The organism is Catenulispora subtropica (genome assembly GCF_039531675.1).
Taxonomy (GTDB): domain Bacteria; phylum Actinomycetota; class Actinomycetes; order Streptomycetales; family Catenulisporaceae; genus Catenulispora; species Catenulispora subtropica.
Map to the genome: position 1 here is coordinate 31966 of NZ_BAAAQM010000043.1, position 19283 is coordinate 51248.

Annotated in this window: 16 protein-coding genes and 1 tRNA gene; 10 read left to right on the forward strand and 7 right to left on the reverse strand. The window is 68.9% G+C overall.

Annotated elements, in window-relative coordinates:
• Positions 1–17: 17 nt before the first annotated feature.
• Positions 18–635 carry a superantigen-like protein SSL4 gene (locus ABD466_RS30490; protein ID WP_344660662.1) on the reverse strand — a complete coding sequence of 206 codons (618 nt, stop codon included), beginning with the start codon at positions 633–635 and terminating at the stop codon, positions 18–20.
• Between the two features lie 104 nt (positions 636–739).
• Between ABD466_RS30490 and ABD466_RS30495 the strand changes: the two genes are divergently transcribed.
• Both ABD466_RS30495 and ABD466_RS30500 read left to right on the forward strand, forming a co-directional pair.
• A complete protein-coding gene (locus ABD466_RS30495; protein WP_344660663.1) occupies positions 740–1426 on the forward strand; it encodes a response regulator transcription factor in 687 nt (228 codons plus the stop codon).
• Positions 1423–2754: a HAMP domain-containing sensor histidine kinase gene (locus ABD466_RS30500; RefSeq protein WP_344660664.1), complete on the forward strand. Its 1332-nt coding sequence runs from the start codon at positions 1423–1425 to the stop codon at positions 2752–2754. The genes ABD466_RS30495 and ABD466_RS30500 overlap by 4 nt, the downstream gene beginning before the upstream one ends.
• Positions 2755–2817: 63 nt before the next feature.
• On the opposite strand, the gene ABD466_RS30505 is transcribed toward ABD466_RS30500, so the two are convergent.
• The 4 genes from ABD466_RS30505 to ABD466_RS30525 form a co-directional block, all read right to left on the reverse strand.
• Positions 2818–4659: an Ig-like domain repeat protein gene (locus ABD466_RS30505; RefSeq protein ID WP_344660665.1), complete on the reverse strand. Its 1842-nt coding sequence runs from the start codon at positions 4657–4659 to the stop codon at positions 2818–2820.
• A gap of 570 nt (positions 4660–5229) precedes the next feature.
• The gene (locus ABD466_RS30510) at positions 5230–5397 is read right to left on the reverse strand and encodes a hypothetical protein (protein WP_344660666.1); all 168 of its coding nucleotides are present in this window, start codon (positions 5395–5397) and stop codon (positions 5230–5232) included.
• 1 nt (position 5398) lies between these two features.
• Positions 5399–6967 (reverse strand): DUF1254 domain-containing protein, encoded by a 1569-nt coding sequence (locus ABD466_RS44510; protein WP_425558789.1) that lies wholly within the window; start codon positions 6965–6967, stop codon positions 5399–5401.
• 335 nt (positions 6968–7302) lie between these two features.
• Complete coding sequence (locus tag ABD466_RS30525) at positions 7303–8919, reverse strand: Ig-like domain-containing protein (protein WP_344660667.1); 1617 nt, start codon at positions 8917–8919, stop codon at positions 7303–7305.
• Positions 8920–9618: 699 nt separating this feature from the next.
• On the opposite strand from ABD466_RS30525, the gene ABD466_RS30530 reads away from it, so the two are divergent.
• From ABD466_RS30530 to ABD466_RS30565, 8 genes are all read left to right on the forward strand, one after another.
• Positions 9619–9885, forward strand: coding sequence for a 2TM domain-containing protein (locus ABD466_RS30530; RefSeq protein ID WP_344660668.1), 267 nt, complete (start codon positions 9619–9621; stop codon positions 9883–9885).
• 33 nt (positions 9886–9918) lie between these two features.
• Positions 9919–10305: a hypothetical protein gene (locus ABD466_RS30535; RefSeq protein WP_344660669.1), complete on the forward strand. Its 387-nt coding sequence runs from the start codon at positions 9919–9921 to the stop codon at positions 10303–10305.
• Positions 10306–10670: 365 nt separating this feature from the next.
• Complete coding sequence (locus ABD466_RS30540) at positions 10671–11330, forward strand: TetR/AcrR family transcriptional regulator (RefSeq protein WP_344660670.1); 660 nt, start codon at positions 10671–10673, stop codon at positions 11328–11330.
• 65 nt (positions 11331–11395) lie between these two features.
• Positions 11396–13381: a cell wall-binding repeat-containing protein gene (locus ABD466_RS30545; RefSeq protein WP_344660671.1), complete on the forward strand. Its 1986-nt coding sequence runs from the start codon at positions 11396–11398 to the stop codon at positions 13379–13381.
• Between the two features lie 580 nt (positions 13382–13961).
• On the forward strand, positions 13962–15398 hold the full coding sequence (locus ABD466_RS30550; RefSeq protein WP_344660672.1) for an RNase A-like domain-containing protein: 1437 nt from the start codon (positions 13962–13964) through the stop codon (positions 15396–15398).
• 30 nt (positions 15399–15428) lie between these two features.
• On the forward strand, positions 15429–16217 hold the full coding sequence (locus tag ABD466_RS30555) for a contact-dependent growth inhibition system immunity protein (protein WP_344660673.1): 789 nt from the start codon (positions 15429–15431) through the stop codon (positions 16215–16217).
• Between the two features lie 345 nt (positions 16218–16562).
• On the forward strand, positions 16563–17891 hold the full coding sequence (locus tag ABD466_RS30560) for an IS701 family transposase (RefSeq protein WP_344660720.1): 1329 nt from the start codon (positions 16563–16565) through the stop codon (positions 17889–17891).
• Between the two features lie 4 nt (positions 17892–17895).
• A complete protein-coding gene (locus tag ABD466_RS30565) occupies positions 17896–18264 on the forward strand; it encodes a DUF6193 family natural product biosynthesis protein (RefSeq protein ID WP_344660674.1) in 369 nt (122 codons plus the stop codon).
• Positions 18265–18534: 270 nt separating this feature from the next.
• Here the strand turns inward: ABD466_RS30565 and ABD466_RS30570 are convergent.
• Positions 18535–18619: transfer RNA gene (locus ABD466_RS30570), tRNA-Ser, on the reverse strand.
• A 36-nt stretch (positions 18620–18655) separates the two neighbouring features.
• Positions 18656–19153, reverse strand: coding sequence for a tRNA adenosine(34) deaminase TadA (gene tadA / locus ABD466_RS30575; RefSeq protein WP_344660675.1), 498 nt, complete (start codon positions 19151–19153; stop codon positions 18656–18658).
• Positions 19154–19283: the final 130 nt, after the last annotated feature.

Below are 19283 nucleotides of genomic sequence, written 5' to 3' on the forward strand. Positions count from 1 at the left end.
GTGTCCTTGTCCGGCGGTCAGTGGTCGTTCCAGTCGTCGTCGCCGGAGACGGCCGTCGGCGTTCCGTTGAGGCAGGACACGTGCAGCGTCCACGGCCGCTGCAGAGCGTCGTCGACGAAGACCGCTGCGGCGTAGCGTGCCGGTCCGCGCTGGACCGGACCCGCATGGAAGCCCTGCGCCGGAGTCCACGACACCAAGTAGGCCAGCGATCCCTGGCACTGCGCCTCCACCTGACCGCCGTGGCCGGAGATCCGGCGCTTCGCGGACGCCATGGCCTGCGAAGTCGACGCCGAGGACGGTGCCGATGTCGGCGGTTGACCGGTGGGGGACAGGGGCGAGGCGCTGGACGGAGCCGCCGTGGACCCGTTCAGGGGCGAAGACGTAGAAGGTGCGGCCGGCCCGGAGGCGTCCGGGGCGGCCGCGCCCGGGCCGGACGGGGTCGAGGAGGGCGGCGTCACTGAGGCCGCGCTGGACAGGGCCCGGGTGACGTCCTGCGCGCTCAACGTCGTGCCTTGGGTGCCGGCCACGTCGGTGTCGAGGAAGGAGATCGCGAAAAGGGACAAACAGGTCGCCGTCGTCGCGCCGATGAACCAGGCTCCGATGCCCGCGGTGACCCGTACCTTCACATCAGCCATGCTCCGGTGTGCTTCCCTAAGACGGCGTTATCCGAGAGTAAAAGGAGTTCCCGGATCCGCAGTAGCCCTTCGCAGGACAGTCCGCCTGTGGGTACGGTGGCGCGGTGGCCCAGCTGCTCCTCGTCGAGGACGATCCCACCATACGCCGCGCCTTGCTGCGGGCCCTCGGTGACCGAGGGCATGCGGTCGACTCCGTCGGTACCGCGACCGAGGCGCTGCGCCTGGTCGTGGACTCCCGGCCCGATCTCGTCGTGCTCGACCTCGGCCTGCCCGACATCGGCGGTTACGAGGTGCTGCGGATGATGCGCGCCGTCAGCCGGGTGCCGGTCGTCGTGGCCACCGCGCAGGACGACGAACAGCAGATCATCCAGGTGCTCGACGCGGGTGCGGACGACTACGTCGTCAAACCGTTCAGCCCCGGCCACCTCGACGCCAGGATCCGCGCCGTGCTGCGACGCGGCGGACCAGAGGCCGGCGGCGGACCGACGCCGCTGTCCGTGGGCGGTCTGGAACTGGACCCCCGCGGACGCGTGGCCCGGCTCGACGGGGTGCCGCTGGACCTGTCGCCTCGCGAGTTCGACCTGCTGCACTACCTGGCGGCGCACGCCGACGAGGTCGTCACCAAACGCGACCTGTTGACGCACGTATGGCGGCTCCCCTACGGCGGCGCCGACAAAACGGTGGACGTCCACCTGTCATGGCTTCGCCGCAAGCTCGGTGAGAACGCGGCCAATCCTCGTTTCCTCCATACGGTTCGCGGGGTCGGGGTGCGGCTGGCGTCCTCCGTATGAAGAACCGCCTGATACTGCTCACCCTCGCCACCAGCTCCCTGGTGCTGGTCGCCTTCATGATCCCGCTGGCGCTGATGGTGCGCTCGGCGGCCGCCGAGCACGCCGTCGACGACGCCGCGACCCAGGCCCAGGCGACGGCGTCACTGGTGGCCACGCTGGACCGGACCGACCTGCCGGCCGTGGTCGGCCAGTCCGTGCGGCCGGTGACGGTCTTCCTCCCCGACGGCGGCGTCGTCGGCCAGCAGGCGGTCCGCGACGACGCGATCCGATTGGCGGCGACCGGCCGGTCCCTCACGACGGCCGCACCGGGCGGCCGCGAAGTCCTGGTGGCCGTCGCCGGCCTGCCGGACGGCACAGCCGTCGTGCGGACCTTCGTCCCCGACAGCGAACTGCGCCGCGGAGTGGCCAGGACCTGGATGATCCTGGGCGCGGTGGCCCTCGGACTGCTGGCCGTCACCGCCGCAGTGGCCGCGATGCTGGCCCGGTCCCTCATACGTCCGCTCACCGCCCTGGTCGACGCCTCGGACGCGATGGCGTCCGGCGACCTGACAGTCCGCACCGCCGAAGCCGGCCCCCAGGAAGTCCGCCGCGTCGGCAGCGCCCTGAACCGGCTCGCCGAGCGCATCAGCGCCCTGCTCCAGCACGAGCGCGAAACCGTCGCCGACCTGTCGCACCGCCTCCGCACCCCCCTGACCGCACTCCGGATCGACGCCGAATCCCTGCGCGACCCCGAAGACCACGCCCGCATCGGCGAGGGCCTCGACGACCTGGAGCGGGTGATCACGGACATCATCCGCACCGCCCGCCGCCCCAGCGCGGGCGAACCCCCGGGAGCGGCCCGCGCGGACGCCGCCGCGGTGGTCCGCGACCGGACGACATTCTGGTCGGCGCTCGCGGAGGAACAGGACCGCCTGATGCACGTGGACCTCCCCCCACAGCCGGTGTGGGTGGCGGCGACCCCCGAAGACGTCAGCGAGTGCGTCGACACCTTGCTGGACAACGTATTCACGCACACCGACGAAGGAACCCCCTTCACGGTGCGCCTCATCGCCGCGACGGACGGCGGCGCCACCCTGACGATCGCCGACTCCGGCCCGGGCTTCCCCGACCCGTCCGCCGTCGTCCGGGGCACCAGCACCCGCCTCCGCTCGACCGGCCTGGGACTGGACATCGCCACTCGCGTCGCGACCCGCTCGGGCGGCACCCTGACAGTGACGGCCTCGACTTCCGGCGGCGCCGCGGTCGTGGTCGAGTTCGGTCCACCGCGGGGCGACGCCGGCGCGGGGCGCCGAGCGCTTCGAACGGGGCGCCGGGCTTCGGTGCGCTGATCCTTTAGCAGCAGCCGAAGGCCCCGGACGAGGACTCGTCCGGGGCCTTCGGTGCGGTTCTGCTCAGCTGGTCTGGGTCACCGTGGCGACGGCCGACGAGGAAACGTAGTTGGTCGTCCCGACGAAGGAGGCGCGGTAGCCGCTCTTTCGGAGGACGTTGACGAGGTTGCTGATCTGGTTGGAGGGCGCCGTGATGGTCGGGCTGCAGGTAGCCGTGCCCGTGGCGTCGGTGGTGGCGGTGCACAGTACGGCGGGGATGGCCGCGTTGCTGTAGAACGTGATGGTCCGGCCGCTCACCGGGGTGTTGTAGCTGGTCAACGTCGCGGACAGGCCGTTGATGACCAGGATGTTGCCCCTGCGGGTCATCGTGGCGTTGCGTGCGGTGAGAGCTGTCGCGGCCTGGGTGATGGTCTGGATGAGCGGCGCACTGGTGCTGGCGGCGTTGTTGGCGTCACCGCGGTAGGAGGCGGTGATGGAGTGCGGGTCGACGGCCAGTGTGCTGGTGGCGAAGGTGGCCTGGCCGTTGCCGTCCAGGTCGGCCAGGCCGATCTGCTGGCCACCGTCGAGGAAGGTCACCCTGCCGGTCGGATTCGTGCCTGTGACCGTCGCCGTGAACGTCACCGTCTGCCCGTAGGCCGAGGGGTTCTGAGAGCTGGTCACCGTGGTGGTGGTCGCGCTCTGCTGCACGTTGATGGTGAAGTCCTGCGACTGGGAGGCCGCCGGGCTGTTGCTGTCCGTCACGGTCACGGTGAACGTGGAGCTGCCCGCACTGGTCGGGGTGCCCGAGATCACGCCGGTCGACGGATCGATCGTCAGCCCCGCCGGGAGGCTGCCGGAGCTGATCCCGAAGGTGTACGGCGAAACGCCGCCGCTCGGACTCGCGGTGGTGGTGGGCGCCGAGTAGGACGATCCCACCGTGCCCGACGCCAGGCTCGCCGCCCACGGCACGCTCAGCGGCGCCACCGGAGTGCTGTAGGTGATGGTGACGACACCGTTGCCCGTGAAGGTGCTGTTGGTGAAGATGCTGCCGGCCGGCCCCGCGCTGGAGCCGCCGCCGCCACCACCGCCGGCCGCCAGTCCCGGTCCGCCTTGGCCGAACGCGATCGCGCCTTCGCCGCCGCCACCGCCGCCGTAGAGGCCGCCGCCGCCACCGCCGCCGCCGGACTCGGTTTCGAACGAGGACGCACCGCCGACGCCGCCAGTGGCGATCGCGCCCCTGGCCCCGGCGGCACCCGCGACGCCGCTCCCGCCGACGAAGGACCCGCCGCTGCCGCCGGCGCCACCGGCGGTGGAGGTACCGCCCCCGCCCCCTTGCCCGCCGGTGGAATTGGTACCAGCGGCGCCAGCCTGTCCGGTGACCCCGGCCTGGCCGCCGCCACCGCCGTCGCCGCCGGGAATGCCGCCGTTACCGCCGATGGCTCCGCCACCACCACCGCCCCCCGCGATCACCAGTCGATCACTCAGGGTGTAGGGTGCGGTGCGGACTTCGGAGGCGCCACCGCCACCACCGCCGGGGGCGTATTCCTGGGCGAACCCCCCGATGCCGCCATTGGCACCGCCGTTGAAGCCGCCGACGCCGGCCACCGCATCGTTGATTCCGCCGCAGGTCGCGTCACCGCCCTTCCCCCCGACGTTGATCAGCAGTGCTTGACCGGGGGTGACGCTCAGGGTGCTCTGGACCTCCGCACCCAACCCGCCGTCGCCGCCGGCGCAGCCGCGGCCACCGGAGGCCGCCTTGACGTCGAGGAAGAGCGTGGTCACCCGGGCCGGCACGGTGAAGCTGTCCGCGCTCCCGCTGTACGTGAACGTGCACTTCGTGACGGCACCGCTCACCACGCACGAACTGGCGGCCGACGCCGGTGCGGCGAGGAACGGCACCAGGGCGAAGGGCAGGCTCATCGTCATGCTCGTGCTGATGGCCAGTCCCCGGAGGCGCCGGCGTGCACGTCGGCGCCTCCGATCGAACACTCCAACGATGGCTGTCGCTGCTCGCGACGAGGTCACGGCGACTGATCATTAAGAGGCTCCTTCGAGGTATAGGGCTACACCGAGGGCCATCGGGCGACCGACGCCAGACGGATATGGATGCGGTCGGTGCCGTTTCGATAGCTGGCCGATCCCAGTTTCGTGATCAACCCCGTTGGGATTCGGCGACACGCCGCAGAGCCGTCAATCATAGGAATATGAGCTTGTCTTTTTAAATCAAGACTATGACTAGCTCTGTAATCAGCGGCCCGTCGGCTGGCTGCGGACCGCAGCAATCAGCCGACGGGTGCGACCCGGTACGTACCGCATGCTTCGCTCTCCAGCGGCGCCGCGATGGGTCAGCTTCGGGTCAGGGTCGGCGCAGCGAGCGTCGTCGGCATCAGGACCAGAATGATCAGGGGCAGCGGGTTGCTCGCGACGCAGACCGCCGAGCCGGGCATCGCACCGATTGCGGCGCCCCCATCGGCCCGCCTCCGTCCCGTCGCCGGGTCAGCCCGCGTGCGGTTCGATCTCGCCGGGCCGCCGAGTCGTGACGGTGGCGTCGTCCGGCAACCTGTCGAAGAAGACGAGTTCACCCAAAGGCGACGACACCTTGTCCGGCATCGAGACCGCGTTCAGCACCGATTCCGGGATCCCCGGGCTGAGAGCCTCGGACATGTCACGCCTCCTCGCCGTCGATGAGCTCGACCTCCCCGGGCCGCCAGCTCTTGTCGAAGAAGGCCGGAAGCGGGCTGTAGAACCGCAGGAGCGCGAACCACGCGCGGTCCGGATCGGTCTGGATCCAGTTGCCGTCCGTGACGCCGTCGGGTTTGACCGGCCCGAACCACACAGTGATCGAGCCGTCGGCGTCCGCGACCGCGGCCGGTGTCGGGTACGCCTGGGAGCCGGCACGCGGGAACAGCTGATCGGTGACGACCATGGAGCGGGTCTGGGTGTCGTACGCGGTCAACGACCAGAACTTCCCGGCCGGGATTCCAGCAGGCAGCCTCACCCGGTACGTGGATCCCCCGTGCAGCGTCCGCTGACCCGAATCCATCGTCGCCCCGAGGTACTGCGACCCGATGCCCGACAGGTTCATGCACATCGCCGGGCTGACCACGGTTGCCACGTAGAAGAACGAGGCGCGGGCCAGGGTCTTCTTGGCGCCGGGATCGGGGAACGGCTTGACGCCCTCTTCGGTGACCGACGGCGGGGGAGTCTGGAACGAATAGCCGCCGGCGAACAGCGGTGAGATCCAGTTCGAGCCGGTGTCGGGATAGAAGTGGAAGCCCTCGGCCGGCCGAGGCCGCATCGCCACGGCCCGCACGCACGCGTTCGCCGCCGCGCCGGCCTCGGTGAGGATGGCGGCCATGCGCTCGTCCGGGGAGAACGGCCGGTCCTTGACGATCCCCACGGCGGCGATGGGCGCCGCCACCTCCGGATCGAGGGCGGAAGCCGGCTCGGCCTGCACGGCCTCGTCGAGTAGTCGGTAGAAGGCGTCCGGATCGGACGGAGGACAGGTGTTGACCGCCAGGCCGGTCCCCTCCACGAACCGGGGAGTACTCGGCTTCCCGAGCTGACCGAGCGGGCACTCGCCGTCGAGGAAGGAGGCGATCGAGCTGCCGAGGCCGCCCGGCGTGTAGGGCGTGATCTTCAGCTCGTCTTTGATCCGGTCCACGACCGGTGCCGGATCGTCGTCCTCGAGAAAGGCCCGGCCGAACAACGCCACGCGGTTGGTGCGGGACCGCGCGACGAACACCCCGCCTTCCGGCAGGGTCCCTTCATAGCCAGGCCCGGCGAACAGATACCGCCCACCTGTCCCCCGGTCCGGACCGGGGACACCGAAGTCGGTGACCCACCGCCACCACATGTCGTCGGCCGCGCCGAGCACGTCCGATGGCACATCGACCAGGACCGGGCCGTCGGACAGGTCCAGAAACGTAATGAAGTAGACCGTGTCGCAGTTCGCGGTGAGCAACAGCGATCGGCAGTCCAGCAGCCCGGAGGTGAGGAACACGTCGCCGTCCTGAACCCCGGCCTCGACGAACCCCTTGCGGATCGCCCACAACGACACCGCTGGCAGCCCCTGCACAAACGCGTCGAAGGCGGCTGTGCGGTCTATGTGGGCGTAAGCGTCATCAGCACCTCCCCGAGTGGGCATGCCGCCGTCGAACACCATTCTTCGGTCCCCGACCGACACCTCGTCCGGCGTCGTCAGGGAGTTGAGGACTGCGTCGTCCACGGGCATCGGAGAAGTCCTTCCGACAAACGCCGACCACCAAGCGATAGAAGCAGCCAAGCAAGCCTGCCGGACCAGCGCACCCGCTGGACGACCATCCGGAGTCGGCGTGTGATTCGTGCGCTTCACGCCGCTCGACATCCCGTTCGAATTCACGGACCGCGCGGGTGCACCGCGAGACGAGGTGCGGGTTCCCCTGTACCTTGCCGCTGGCGTCGACGATGCCGACCGGGCTCTGGGTCGTGGGATCGGCTCCGACCGGCGTGCGGTGTCGGCGGGGCGGGCGTAGCGGATGCCGCCGTGCCCGCCCCCGCCTTGTCGTGCAGTTGTGCAGTTGTGCTCGGTCAGGCTGTGCGGAGTGTGATGCGGGCGTTGGCAGTGGAACTGGTGTAGCCGGGGGTGGCGGTGTAGGTGGCGGTGTAGCCGAAGATGACGAGGTTGTCGATGGCCAGGATGTTGCCGGCGAAACCGTTGTTGAAGGTGGCGGTGCAACTGGCAGTGCCGTTGACGTTGGTGACGGCGGTGCACAGTGGCTGGTTGCCCACCCGGCTGGCGAAGGTGATGGTCTGTCCGGGGATCGGGTCTCCGGTGATCTTGTTGGTCAGGGTGGCGGACAGGCCGGAGACCTGCACGCCGCCGATGCCGGCGCGGATGAGGCTGGCGGTGGCCGGGGCGGCGGTGAGGGCGGTGGTGGTGGTGTTTACGGTCTGCTGTGTGCTGCCGTAGCTTGGCGCGTTGTTCGCATCGCCGCTGTACGTCGCGGTCACGGTGTCGCTGCCGAGGGGCAGCGCGCTGGTGGTGCAGGTCGCGACGCCGCTGTTGTTGAGCGCCGCGTTGGCGCACAGGGTGGTGGTGCCATTGGTGAACGTGACCGTGCCGGTCGGGGTGTTGTAGGCGCCTGTCACTGTCGCGGTCAGTGTCACCGCCTGGCCGAAGAACGAGGGGTTCGGGGCGGAAGTCAGGCTCGTGCTGGTGGCCGGGAGCACGTAGGAGATGGTCACCTGGCCGTTGTGGTTCGCCGTCCCGATCGTCGAGCGTGCGAAGGTCGTGCTGGTTCCCGAAGCGGTGGCGAAGCTGCTGCCTCCACCACCACCGCCCCCGCTCCCCGTGGTGCCTGAGGCGTTGACTGCGCCGCTGCCGCCGCCCCCGCCGGCGAAGTACCCACCTCCGCCGCCGCCACCACCACCAATGGCGGTGGCGGCGCAGCCGCCGTCGAAGCTGCCCCCGGCGCCACCGGCACCGACTGTGTCGCCTGAGAACCCGTTGCCCTGCAGGCCGTTCGAGACGCTGCAAGATGCAACGGAACCGGCTGCTCCGCCGGCACCCGCGGTGCTGGTGCTAGTGCTGCCGCCGCCCCCGCCCTGCCCTGGCGATCCTTGGCCGGTGGCGCTTCCTGCAGTACCGCCGGTGGCGTCCGGCGTCCCGCCGAGGCCTCCGCTGCCGCCCGCGGAGCTCCCGCCGGTGCCGCCGGCGGCGCCACCGCCGCCGGCGACCACCAGGAGGGTGCCACCCGTGCTGATGCTCGAGGCCCCGCCCCCGCCCGGGCCTTCCCACTTGAAGCCGGTGAGCGGGAAGCCTCCGCCCGGGGCGCCGCCGTTGAAGCCGCCGACGCCGCCCGTCCCGTTGCCGGTGCAGCCTTTGCCGCCGGTCCCTCCGACGCGGATGGTGAAGGTCGTCGCCGCGGTGGTCGGCGGCAGAGTGGTGACGACCTGCGCCCCCGCCCCGCCCGTCCCCGTGGCGGAACAGGCGGTGCCGGTATTGTCGGCGCCACCGGCACCGTCTGCGGTGATCGTGACCACCGATCCCGCCGGAACGGTCAGGGTCTGCGCAGCTCCGGTGAAGGTGAAGGTCTGCGACGGATCAGCCCCCTGCGCCGGCACCGGTACGGCCCTGGCCAGCGCGGCGGCCGGCGGAGCCGTGGCAGCCGGCAGCGCCATACCGGACAGCAGCACGCTGCTCACCGCGACCAGCCCCGCGGCGCGCCCGCGACGCCGTCCACCCGAGCCGGCTGGAACGGGCGCAACGACATCACGAGCCGAGGCCGTCCCGCCGGCCTGGCCCTGGTTGAACACGACTACGGGCCGATGATGGCTCACCCGATGCCACGACAGATCACTTTGTCCACGGGTACGAGTACTCATACGTGAGTTCGCCTCTCCTCACAGCACGCCGCCCCGCAGCCCCGCGATGGGATGCATAATCAGGGCGAACGATGGCAAATAATGACGAATCGCATTGAACACTTTGATTCGGTCACTTCGAGGTAGCGCGGTGATGAGAGGTCTTGTGTGTCGCAGCGCCATGCGCGAGCCGGCGATGAATCGGCATCTGTCCGGGTGACCGATGGTGAGCTGCGACGAGCGCTCCCACCGCCAGGCACGCTGGGCAGTGTGTCCCCGGGTGATGTGGAGACTGCCGTTGCTTTCGGGCCGGCCGGGGTCGGCCGCGTGAACGATCGCTTCGATGAGTGCCGCACTCAGCGAGCTGCCGCCTCAGTTCGGCTGATGGGCTGCCAAGCATGGGCCGACGACTCGTCTGGCAAGACACCTGCTCCGCCGGTGGAGGACCGATGGCGAGTCAACCCGGGACCAATGACCCTCCGCAGCTTGCCGCGGCGGCACAAAGATGGAAGGGAGTAGCACCTGGAAGAGGGTGACGACATGAGCCAACCCGAAACGTCAACGGAGTACGACCGGGCGAAGACACGGGTCGAGAAGAAACGGAAATACCGTGCGGACCTGGTGGCGTACGTCGTGATCAACGCCTTCCTCATCGTGGTCTGGGCGATTACCGGCCGGGGCTACTTCTGGCCGGGCTGGGTCCTGGGGGCGTGGGGCGTGTTCCTGCTCCTGTCCGCCTGGGACCTGTTCTTCCGCCGCGAGGTGACCCATGAGGACGTCGAACGGGAGTTGCGCAGGCATCAGTGATCCCGTGCTGCGATCAGCGGGAAGGAGGAGACGATGCACCTGCCGAAGAAGGACATCGCCGCCACGGGGCTCGTGGCCGCAGGCGGTGTGATCTATCTGCTGAAGGTCACCGATGTGGTGCTGCCCGGTACGGGAGGCACCCGAGCGGCCGCGGCGATCATCCTCGCTGTGGGCTTCGCTGCTTCGGCCATGGCGGTGGTGCCCGGATTCGAGGACCTGATGCACGGCAGCAAGCTCTATCTGGCCGTGGCATCCCTGCTAGGTGTGGTTGCGCTCGTCAGCGGCGTCATCGCGATCGTGACCGGGAGCAGCACGGCTCTTGCCGCTCTCATGGCCGCGACAGTGGTGATGTGGCTGATGGCCACCATCCGCCACGCAGCAGCGGCGCCCGCACGGTGGAAGCCGCGTCACGCCAGGTAGCAAAACCGCCAGAAGACAGTTGAACCTGGTTCAGGCAAGCCTGCATTAGCCTGCTTGCCCTGCTTGCCCTGCTTGCCCTGCTTGCAGCGTGCCTGCGGATGGCGCGATTGGCCTAGTCGCTGCAGGACATCGCAGTGGCATTCACAGCGGTGGCCGGGCGGCGTCATCGCCGTGGTGTCACCAAGGCAGTTCGCGCGCATCCGCTCCGGGCGCGTGTACTGCCGAAGCCTGGTCATCGCGTTCGAACAATGTACCGGTTGGTACAAAAATTTGACCAGAGGTTTCGGGTGAATTGCGCTCTAATTCTGTACCGACCGGTGCAAAAATAGAGAGGCAGGAAATGGGTTCCGGAAGGAGGGACGGTTATGACGCAACGAGGCAGGCCGCGCGAGTTCGACCTGGACGACGCACTCGACAAGGCGATCGACGTGTTCTGGAAGCAGGGATACGGCGGCACCAGCCTGAGCGACTTGACCGAGGCCATGGGCATCAGCAGGCCGAGCCTCTACAGCGCGTTCGGCAACAAGGAGCAGACGTTCAAGGCTGCCGTCGAACGGTACGCACGTGTCGACATGGCATACGTGGACGACGCACTCTCGGCGCCGACGGCCTATGAGACCGTCAGCCGCTATCTTCGCTCCAACGCGGACGCCGTAACGACGCCTGGCAAGCCCGCGGGGTGCCTGTCGATTCAGGGGGGACTTTCGGCGGGCCCCGACGACGATCGCGTCGTCCGATACCTCGCCGACCGGCGCGCCGATGGCGAACGGCGGTTCGCAGACCGTTTCGCACGCGCGATCGCGGACGGCGGCCTGCCGGCCTCTGAGGACGCTGCCGACCTGGCCAAATATGTGAGCACCGTATCGGCCGGGCTCGCCGTCCAGGCTGCGGCCGGCGTCTCTCGGGAAGAACTTCACCGCGTCGTCGACCGCGCCCTCCTCGCCTTTCCGGACAAGGCCTCTCATACGCCGGCTTCGGCTGGAGGCGGCGAGGTCTCGTCGAGTCCCCGGGCACGCTGGGGATAGGGCCGGTGACATTTGAGTAGCGGCTACTCAAGCTCCAGGCCGCCGGTGCGCACGATGCTGTCGCCATGAATGTCTCCGCACGCGGCGTGGAACGGCCGCTGCTCCGCCTGCTCGGTGCGCTCGCCCTCGGCGCCACTTTCTTCGTCCCCAGCGTGGGAGCCCACGCGCAGACCAGCGCCCCGGGCGTCACCGGGATCACCTTCCTCGGCCAGCCGACCAGCGCCGGGCCCGGTTCGGCCTACCATGCGGCGGCCGACGGGACGGGCCGGGCGGCGCTCGCGCTCGACCCCGCGCCGATGATCGCTGAGACGTCGCTGCTGCGCTATTCGCCGGACGGGACGCGCATCGCGTACACGGCGGCGTCGGACTCGTCGCTGTGGGTGGCCGCCGCAGACGGCAGCGGGCCGGTGCGGCTGTCGCAGGCCGCCGGCGTCGTCGACATCATGCCGTGCTGGACGCCGGACGGCCGGACCATCTACTTCTCGCGGTCCGTGAGATCGGGGCACTACGGCATCTACTCAGTGCCCGCGGACGCCTCGGCCGCGCCCGCCGCCCTGCCCGCGCCGCCGGCCGGGTCGGACGACGTCTATCCCGACATCGCGAGCAACGGCCGGCTGGTCTTCGAGCGCCAGTCCGGCACCAGCCCCAACCTCCGCTTCGACGTCATGACCGACGGGCCTGGCACCGCACCCTCGACGGCGACGCCGACCACGCTGCTGCCCGGCATCTCGGGCACCGCCGGCGGCGTCTCGCTGAGCCCGGACGGAAGCAAGTTCGTGACGACGGAGACCATCGGCGGCGTCGTTCAGCTGGCGGTGTATCCGGTGACAGACCCGCCGACGCTGAGGCCGAGCTGGACGACCAGCGGGCCCGGCACGCACAGCGCGCCGCAGTGGTCGCCGGACGGGACGAAGATCGCGTTCACGTGGCACACGGCCGCGGCGGTACCGGTGGTGGAGGTGGTCCCGGCCGGCGGCGGCACGGCGGTGGACGTCTCCGGGACCCCGGCGCTGTTCGCGTCGGCGTCGCCGGCGTGGCAGCCCTCAGCGCCGGCCGGCCCGCCGGGCCCGCCGGTCCAGCCCTACGTCGTCGACCGCATATACGGCGACGACCGAGTCGGTACCTCGGTGGCCGCCTCGAAGGTCTCGTTCGGCGCCGCCGGGGACCCCGCCTCGCGGCACGTCGCCCTGGCCGCGGTGCTGTCCCGCTCCGACCTGTTCGCCGACGCGCTTGGCGGCTCCGCGCTGGCCGCGACCCGCTCCGGCCCGCTGCTGCTGTCGCCGACGGCGGGGCTCGATCCGGCGGTGCGTGACGAGCTTCACAGGATTCTGCGTCCCGGCGCACCGGTGTACCTGCTCGGCGGCGTCTCAGCGCTGAGCCCGAACTACGAGAGCCAGATCTCAGCCCTCGGATTCGTGCCGCACCGGCTGCAGGGCCCGGACCGGTTCGCCACAGCGGTGGCGGTGGCCCGCGAGGCCGCACCGCATCCGCCCGTCGTCATGGTCGCGACCGGCCGCAACTTCCCCGACGCGCTGGCCGCCGCGCCGGCCGCGGTGGCACACGGCAACGGCGTCGTGATCCTTTCCGACGACCGCACCCTGCCCCAGGCCACCCGCGACTACCTGGCCGGCGTCAACCCGTCGGCGCAGACCGTCTACGGCGTCGGCGGACAGGGCCTCGCGGCCGCACGCACGATGCCGACGCTGGCCGCAGCCGTCGTGCCCTTGGCCGGGACCGACCGCTTCGACACCGCTATGAAGGTCGCGAACCTGTTCAACCGGCCGCTCACCGTCGGCCTGGCCACCGGCTGGAACTGGCCCGACGCGCTGTCCGGCGGCGCGATGACCGCCGAGTACGGCGGGCCGCTCCTCCTTGCTGACGGCGAGCCGGGCTTCCCCGCGGCCGAGGCCGACTACCTGCGCCGAGCGGCCTCGGTGCACACGGTCCTGGTGTTCGGCGGCCCGAGCGTGGTCCCGCCGGCTGCGGTGCAGCAGGCCGGGACGGCGATCAGCGGCGGCGCACCCTGGACGTCTCAGGTCAACGGCCACTGACGCGGACTCGAGTAGCCGCCACTCAAGGGGGGACGGCTGGCGGGGCTGGTTCGTTGGTGCGCATGGACCCACGCCGCCCCGCCTCCGCCCTCGCCGTCCTTTCGTTCGCACTTGATCTCGCAGCCGCCGGCTATGGCCTCTTCGAGCTCTGTCACACGCGGTGCGAGTAGGGCACCGACCTCCACCGCGCCCAGCACCGCCACCTCGACGGCCAGCATGGCCAGGAGCACTTCGGCACCGTCCCCAGCGGCGGCGGACGGCGCAGCGACGTCGCTGGATCTGTGCGGCGGGTTCAGCGAGATCGAACTCAGCGCCATCGTCGGCGAGGCCTTTGTGAACTGCGGACAGAACACCGTCAGCGACCCGGTAACCCACAAGCCGCGACGAGCGCGTGGACCGCGGAATGCAACCCGGAATGCAACTACAGAGGCCGTTCCCGGAGATCATGCGCAGCCAGTGCTGCACGCTCAAAAGCTATCAGGGTACTGCGTTACTGGGGTAGACTCCACAAACCGGTCAGGGGGATCGCGGGTCTTGCCGCCGGTCGGCGCGAGAAGTCGATATACGGGGAGGACAGGCGATGGGGCGCCCGTCAGGTTGGGATGTTCTGGGTCTGGATGGGGATCCGACGCCCGGTGTGGTGGAGTCGGTTGAGGCCTTGGCGAAGCAGTTCGGGGACTTCGCCCACGATGTCGAGTCGGCGTATCGGAGCCTGAACTCCTTCGGAGGAGATGCGGCGGCTCTGCAGTGGGTCGGCCAGACGGCCGACACGTTCAAGAGTAACTTCGGTCCGCTACCTGGCCGGTTGCAGAAGCTCTACACGTCCTACAGCGAGGCTTCCGACGCCCTGTCCGCCTACGCCCCGAAGCTGCTGGCCGCACAGAACAAGGCCGACAGCGCGCTGCGTCAGGCACAAGACACCCACGCCGATCTGCAACGCGCCACCATCACGGCGAACAGCGCCGCGTCCGATCTGAAGACCGCACAGCAGAACCAGGTGGTGAACCCGAACCAGCAGGCCGTCACCGATGCCCAGACCGCGCACGACACCGCGCAGAAGAACCTGGACGCCGCCAAAGGCAAGCTCGACGCTCTGAGCGCACAGGCCAAGCAGGCCCACGACGACCGCATCTCCGCGGCCAAGGACTGCGCGAGGGCCCTGCACCACGCACAGTCCGATGGCATCCACAACAAGCATTGGTGGCAACACGTCGCCGCCGACGTCCTGTCGACTGCCGACGATGTCCTGTCGTCGGTGGGACATTTCGTCGAAGGTATGGCCTACGAACTCGACGACATCCTCAAGTCGCTGTTCAGCCCACAGTCCCTTCTCGGCATCGCCGAGACTGTCGCCGGGCTGCTGATGATGGTCGCGGGGACCGGCGGCGAGATCGGCGGCATAGCGCTCGACCTGACAGGGGTCGGAGCCCTGCTCGGTGTCCCGGCGGCCGCCCTGTCAGGTGGGCTCATAGTCGCCGGCGGTGGTCTGGCCGCCAAGGGCTTGCACGACTGGATGGCCGCGATGGCCAACGGCGACTACAGTTCCTGGCCGCGAAACAAACGGAACGGGCCGCAGCCGCCGAAACTCCGCAACGCTGATCCGGGGGGAGATGAAGAGTACGGCGGCCACAGCTACGGGAAGCACGTCGGGCAAAGCAACGATGCACTTGCCGATCGGCTCAAAAATGATCCGAGACCGAACGCTGTGTCGACGTACGAGACTTATGAGGACGAAGAGAGATTCGCCCAAATGGTGGTCGACAAGCGGCGTCCGGATATCATCAAGTGGCTGCGGACTGCGAAGCCTGGTGATAAACAGCCCTTCGAAGTGACGAACCTCGACCAGGTAACTGGCCGCTCGCTCTCCAGGTCCGATTGGGCGAATGGCCTTCCGCCTCAGCCGGTGATGGGTGCCAAGGTGGTTATTAAAGCCGACCCGAACGCGCCGAATGGGTACTATATACTCACTAGCCATCCTTCTGGTGACCTGGCACCAACGTGGCTCCCAAAACCTTGACGCACGCAGCGACAATATAAGGTCTTGACGATGACACAGCCTGACATTTTCGATGACGACGCCCCGTGGGCGGAGAGGCTTCCGGAGCTGAGGCTCCTCCTCGACGCCTATTCATCCGTGCAGCGCCAGGAACGGTTCACCGACACGCCTGACTCACCCTCGAAGGCGATGCGCTCATACTTGCGGATGGCCATCTTCTATCCGGGCCGAGCCTTTAGGGCCACCGCCGAGATCCTCGATACGCTGAAGCGTGGCTTGGATGACCCGGAGGTCATGTCAGAAATGGCCTCGATGATGCCTATACTCGCTCCGGACGGCAGAACCCGGGAGGATTGTCTGAGGATGATGATCCCGCACCTGGTCGCCTTTACCGAAGCTGGCGAACGGGCCGTGGTCGGCAAGCCAGAGACCTCATGGGAATGGCGGGAGCGGTTGCCCAACTTGTCCACACTACTCGGAGGCTACTACCACCAAGACGTAAGCTACGAGCACCCTGGCCCCGACGGCACGCTGGATGAGGAAGCCGTCCTCGCGGACTATTTCGCCACGAAATCGCACGACGAGGCAGCCGCTACCGTGTTCGAGATCAACGAACTGCTTGCCATGGGCTCCGACGAAAAGTTCCTTGATATGGCGACCTCAAAGCTCGGCGTCGAGGTGGTCCCGCCACCCGGACTGTCGCATGAAGAGTGGTTGTCCGCGATCGCCCGAGATCTACAGCAGCGGCTGGATGCAGTGGATTACCAGCCTTCGCCGCCTCCGAACCCCGCATATCCGGCACATGACAAACGCGCCTGGGGAGGTAGGCCAACGCAATGAGCGCAACCCAGCAACCGCTCGGCCGATCGAATACGTGATCGCGGTTCCGAGAAGCCCACGCCGGCTGGCGATCCATCTGACAGCAGAGACCGCAGAAGGATTCGACACAGCGTTCCGCTCGGCGCTGCTCTGGGAGCGCGGTAGAACCTTGGTGTTCATCTAACAGCGCGAGCAATATCAGGGTCGTCAAACGATGGTAAGAGGTGCGGGCCCTGCACCTAATACGGCAGCCGGACGTTGTTACCTGTGAGACGGGAGTGGTTGGCCGGACGCGGTGAGCCGCCGTGGATGATCAATTGTGTGAAGACTGATTCGCCCACGACGGCTGCAGCCGCAAGCATAGACCTGGACGTCTGTCGGGACCGATTTGCCGAGCTCAGCGCTGCCATCGCCGGGAGGTTCCCGCGCGTGGAGCCGCGGCGGCACGCTACGGCGTTCCTTCGCGCCTTGATGGCGGGACTGCCGCAGGCCAACTGCTGGACACTGGCTGAACATGCCGGCTACCGCAGCCCGGACGCCTTCCAGCACCTGCGGGCGCAGTCGGTGTGGGACCACGACGGTGTCCGCGACGACCTCCGGACGTTGGTGGTCGACCGTCTGGGCCGCGATGGCGCGGTGCTGGTGCTCGATGAGACCGGAGATGTGAAGAAGGGTATTCACACCGTCGGTGTGCAGCGGCAGTACACCGGCACCGCGGGGCGGATCGAGAACGCGCAAGTTGCGGTCTATGCGGTGTGGGCTGGCCGATGTGGTGCGGCGTTCGTCGACCGAGAGCTGTACGTCCCGAAGTCGTGGACAGCCGACCCGGCCCGGTGCGCCGCCGCGGGGCTGCCAGCCGACCTGGTGTTCGCTACCAAGCCAGCGCTGGCGCTGCGTATCGTGCAACGCACGGTGGCCGCTGGGGCGGTGCCGGGCTTCGTCGCCGGCGATGAGGTCTACGGCAACGACCCGCGACTTCGTGCAGGGCTTGAGCAGTTCGGCACCAGCTACGTGCTGGCCGTAGCCAGCACCGCAACCGTCCAACTGGCCACCGGCCCGGTCGGTGCCGCAGTGCTGGCCACCAGTCTGCCGGAGGAATCCTGGCAGTTGCGCTCGGCAGGGCACGGCTCGAAGGGACAACGCTGGTATCAATGGGCATATCTGCGTCTGGAAGAGACCTCGTTGGCCGGCGGGGAGCGCTACCTGCTCATCCGGCGCAACCGGACTACCGGTGAGCTGGCGTACTACCGCTGCTGGACCCCTACTCCCGCCGCGCTAGCCGAACTGGTGCGGGTAGCCGGGACCCGGTGGCGGGTGGAAGAAGCCTTCCAAACCGGAAAGGGCCTCACTGCGTTGGACCAGCACCAGGTCCGCATCTACACCTCATGGTGCCGCTGGACCGTGCTGGCCATGCTCGCCCACGCCTTCCTGGCAGTGTTGGCCGCCGAGCAGCCCGCCCCGGCAGAGGACATCGGGATGATCCCACTCACACGCAACGAGGCCGCGCACCTGCTCGCGGCGTTGCTGTTCACACCCACCCACCTCAACCAGCACCGCTGGGAATGGTCCGCATGGCGCCGCCGCCACCAGCTGCGAGCCCGTGACTGCCACTACCGACGGCAGCAGACACGGCCACCAGCCGCACCACCCGGCCCACGCCACCCTTCCCGAACCGGCTCGCTGAAGGGACGATAAACCCGTGGATGAGGTACTACAGCAATCCTGGGACTGGCAACTTCAAGCCGCCCGCGACTTCGACGCCAGCTGCGACAACGACCGCACCTGGCCGCCGCCGATCCTCACCGCGCTGGTCACCGCCGTCAACGCCACCACGCTACGCCGGCTGCACCCGTTCACCAGCCACGCCCGACTGTGCCTGAGTACCGGGCCACGTTCCTGGGAACCCGGCGTCAGACACGCCCCAGCCTTCATCTCCCTCGAATCGCCGAGCAGCTACAACGTGTGGTCTGGCAAGCCCTACAAGGACGCGCCAGCCATGATCCTCACTACCGAAGATCCCGAACACGCTGCCGCCGAACTCGAACGACTACTCATCTCGTGGGAATGAGCCACAGGCCACATCTCAAAGTCCGGCTGCCGTACTAAGGGTGCTGCCAGCGGGACGGCAGGGCCGACACACGCCTCCCGGGGGCTCCACCACGCACGCTCTTGACGACGCGGTAGGCGGTGTAGCTGCCCGCCGCGGCCTGCAAGACTCCGATCCTCCCGAGCGCGCAAACGCAACCCGGAAGGCAACCTCGGAGGGGTCACCTTGCCCGATGGCTCAAAGAAACGAGCCCCTGCCCTTCGTTTCCGCAGGTCAGGGGCTCGCAGTGAGCGGTGACGGTGGGATTTGAACCCACGGAGGCTTGCACCTCACACGCTTTCGAGGCGTGCTCCTTAGGCCGCTCGGACACATCACCGTGGAACACCTTACCCGATCGGCTGGGGTGGTCCGGTCACTTTTCGCGGTGGGGGGCGAAGAAGCGGTCGAGGGCGGCGTGGCAGGCGGGTTCGAGGACGCCGGGGACGACTTCGGGGCGGTGGTTGAGGCGGGGGTCGCGGAGGGCGTCCCAGAGGGAGCCCGCGGCGCCGGCTTTGGGGTCCCAGGCGCCGAAGACGACGCGGGTGAGGCGGGAGAGGACGATGGCGCCCGCGCACATCGTGCAGGGTTCGAGGGTGACGACCAGGGTGCAGTCGGTGAGGCGCCAGTCCTTGGGGGTGGTGGGGGTGCGGGCTTGGAGGGTTCGGGCGGCCGCTCGGATGGCGACGATCTCGGCGTGGCCGGTGGGGTCGCCTTCGGATTCGCGGGTGTTGTGGCCGCGGCCGATGACGGTGCCGCTGGGGTCGAGGATGACGGCGCCGATCGGGACGTCGCCGTGGGCGGCGGCTTCTTCGGCTTCGGCCAGGGCCAGGCGCATCCAGGGTTCGTAGGGGCGCGTGGTGGGCGTCGTCATGTGTCCAGTCTGATGGATGGGGGCGGGAGCGGAGGGGAGCAGGAGTGAGCCGAGAGTGGTTGAGATCACAGCTCGTCAGGCGGCATCACCATCCGCAATGACCCCACTGCCATCGGTGACGTCATCAGTC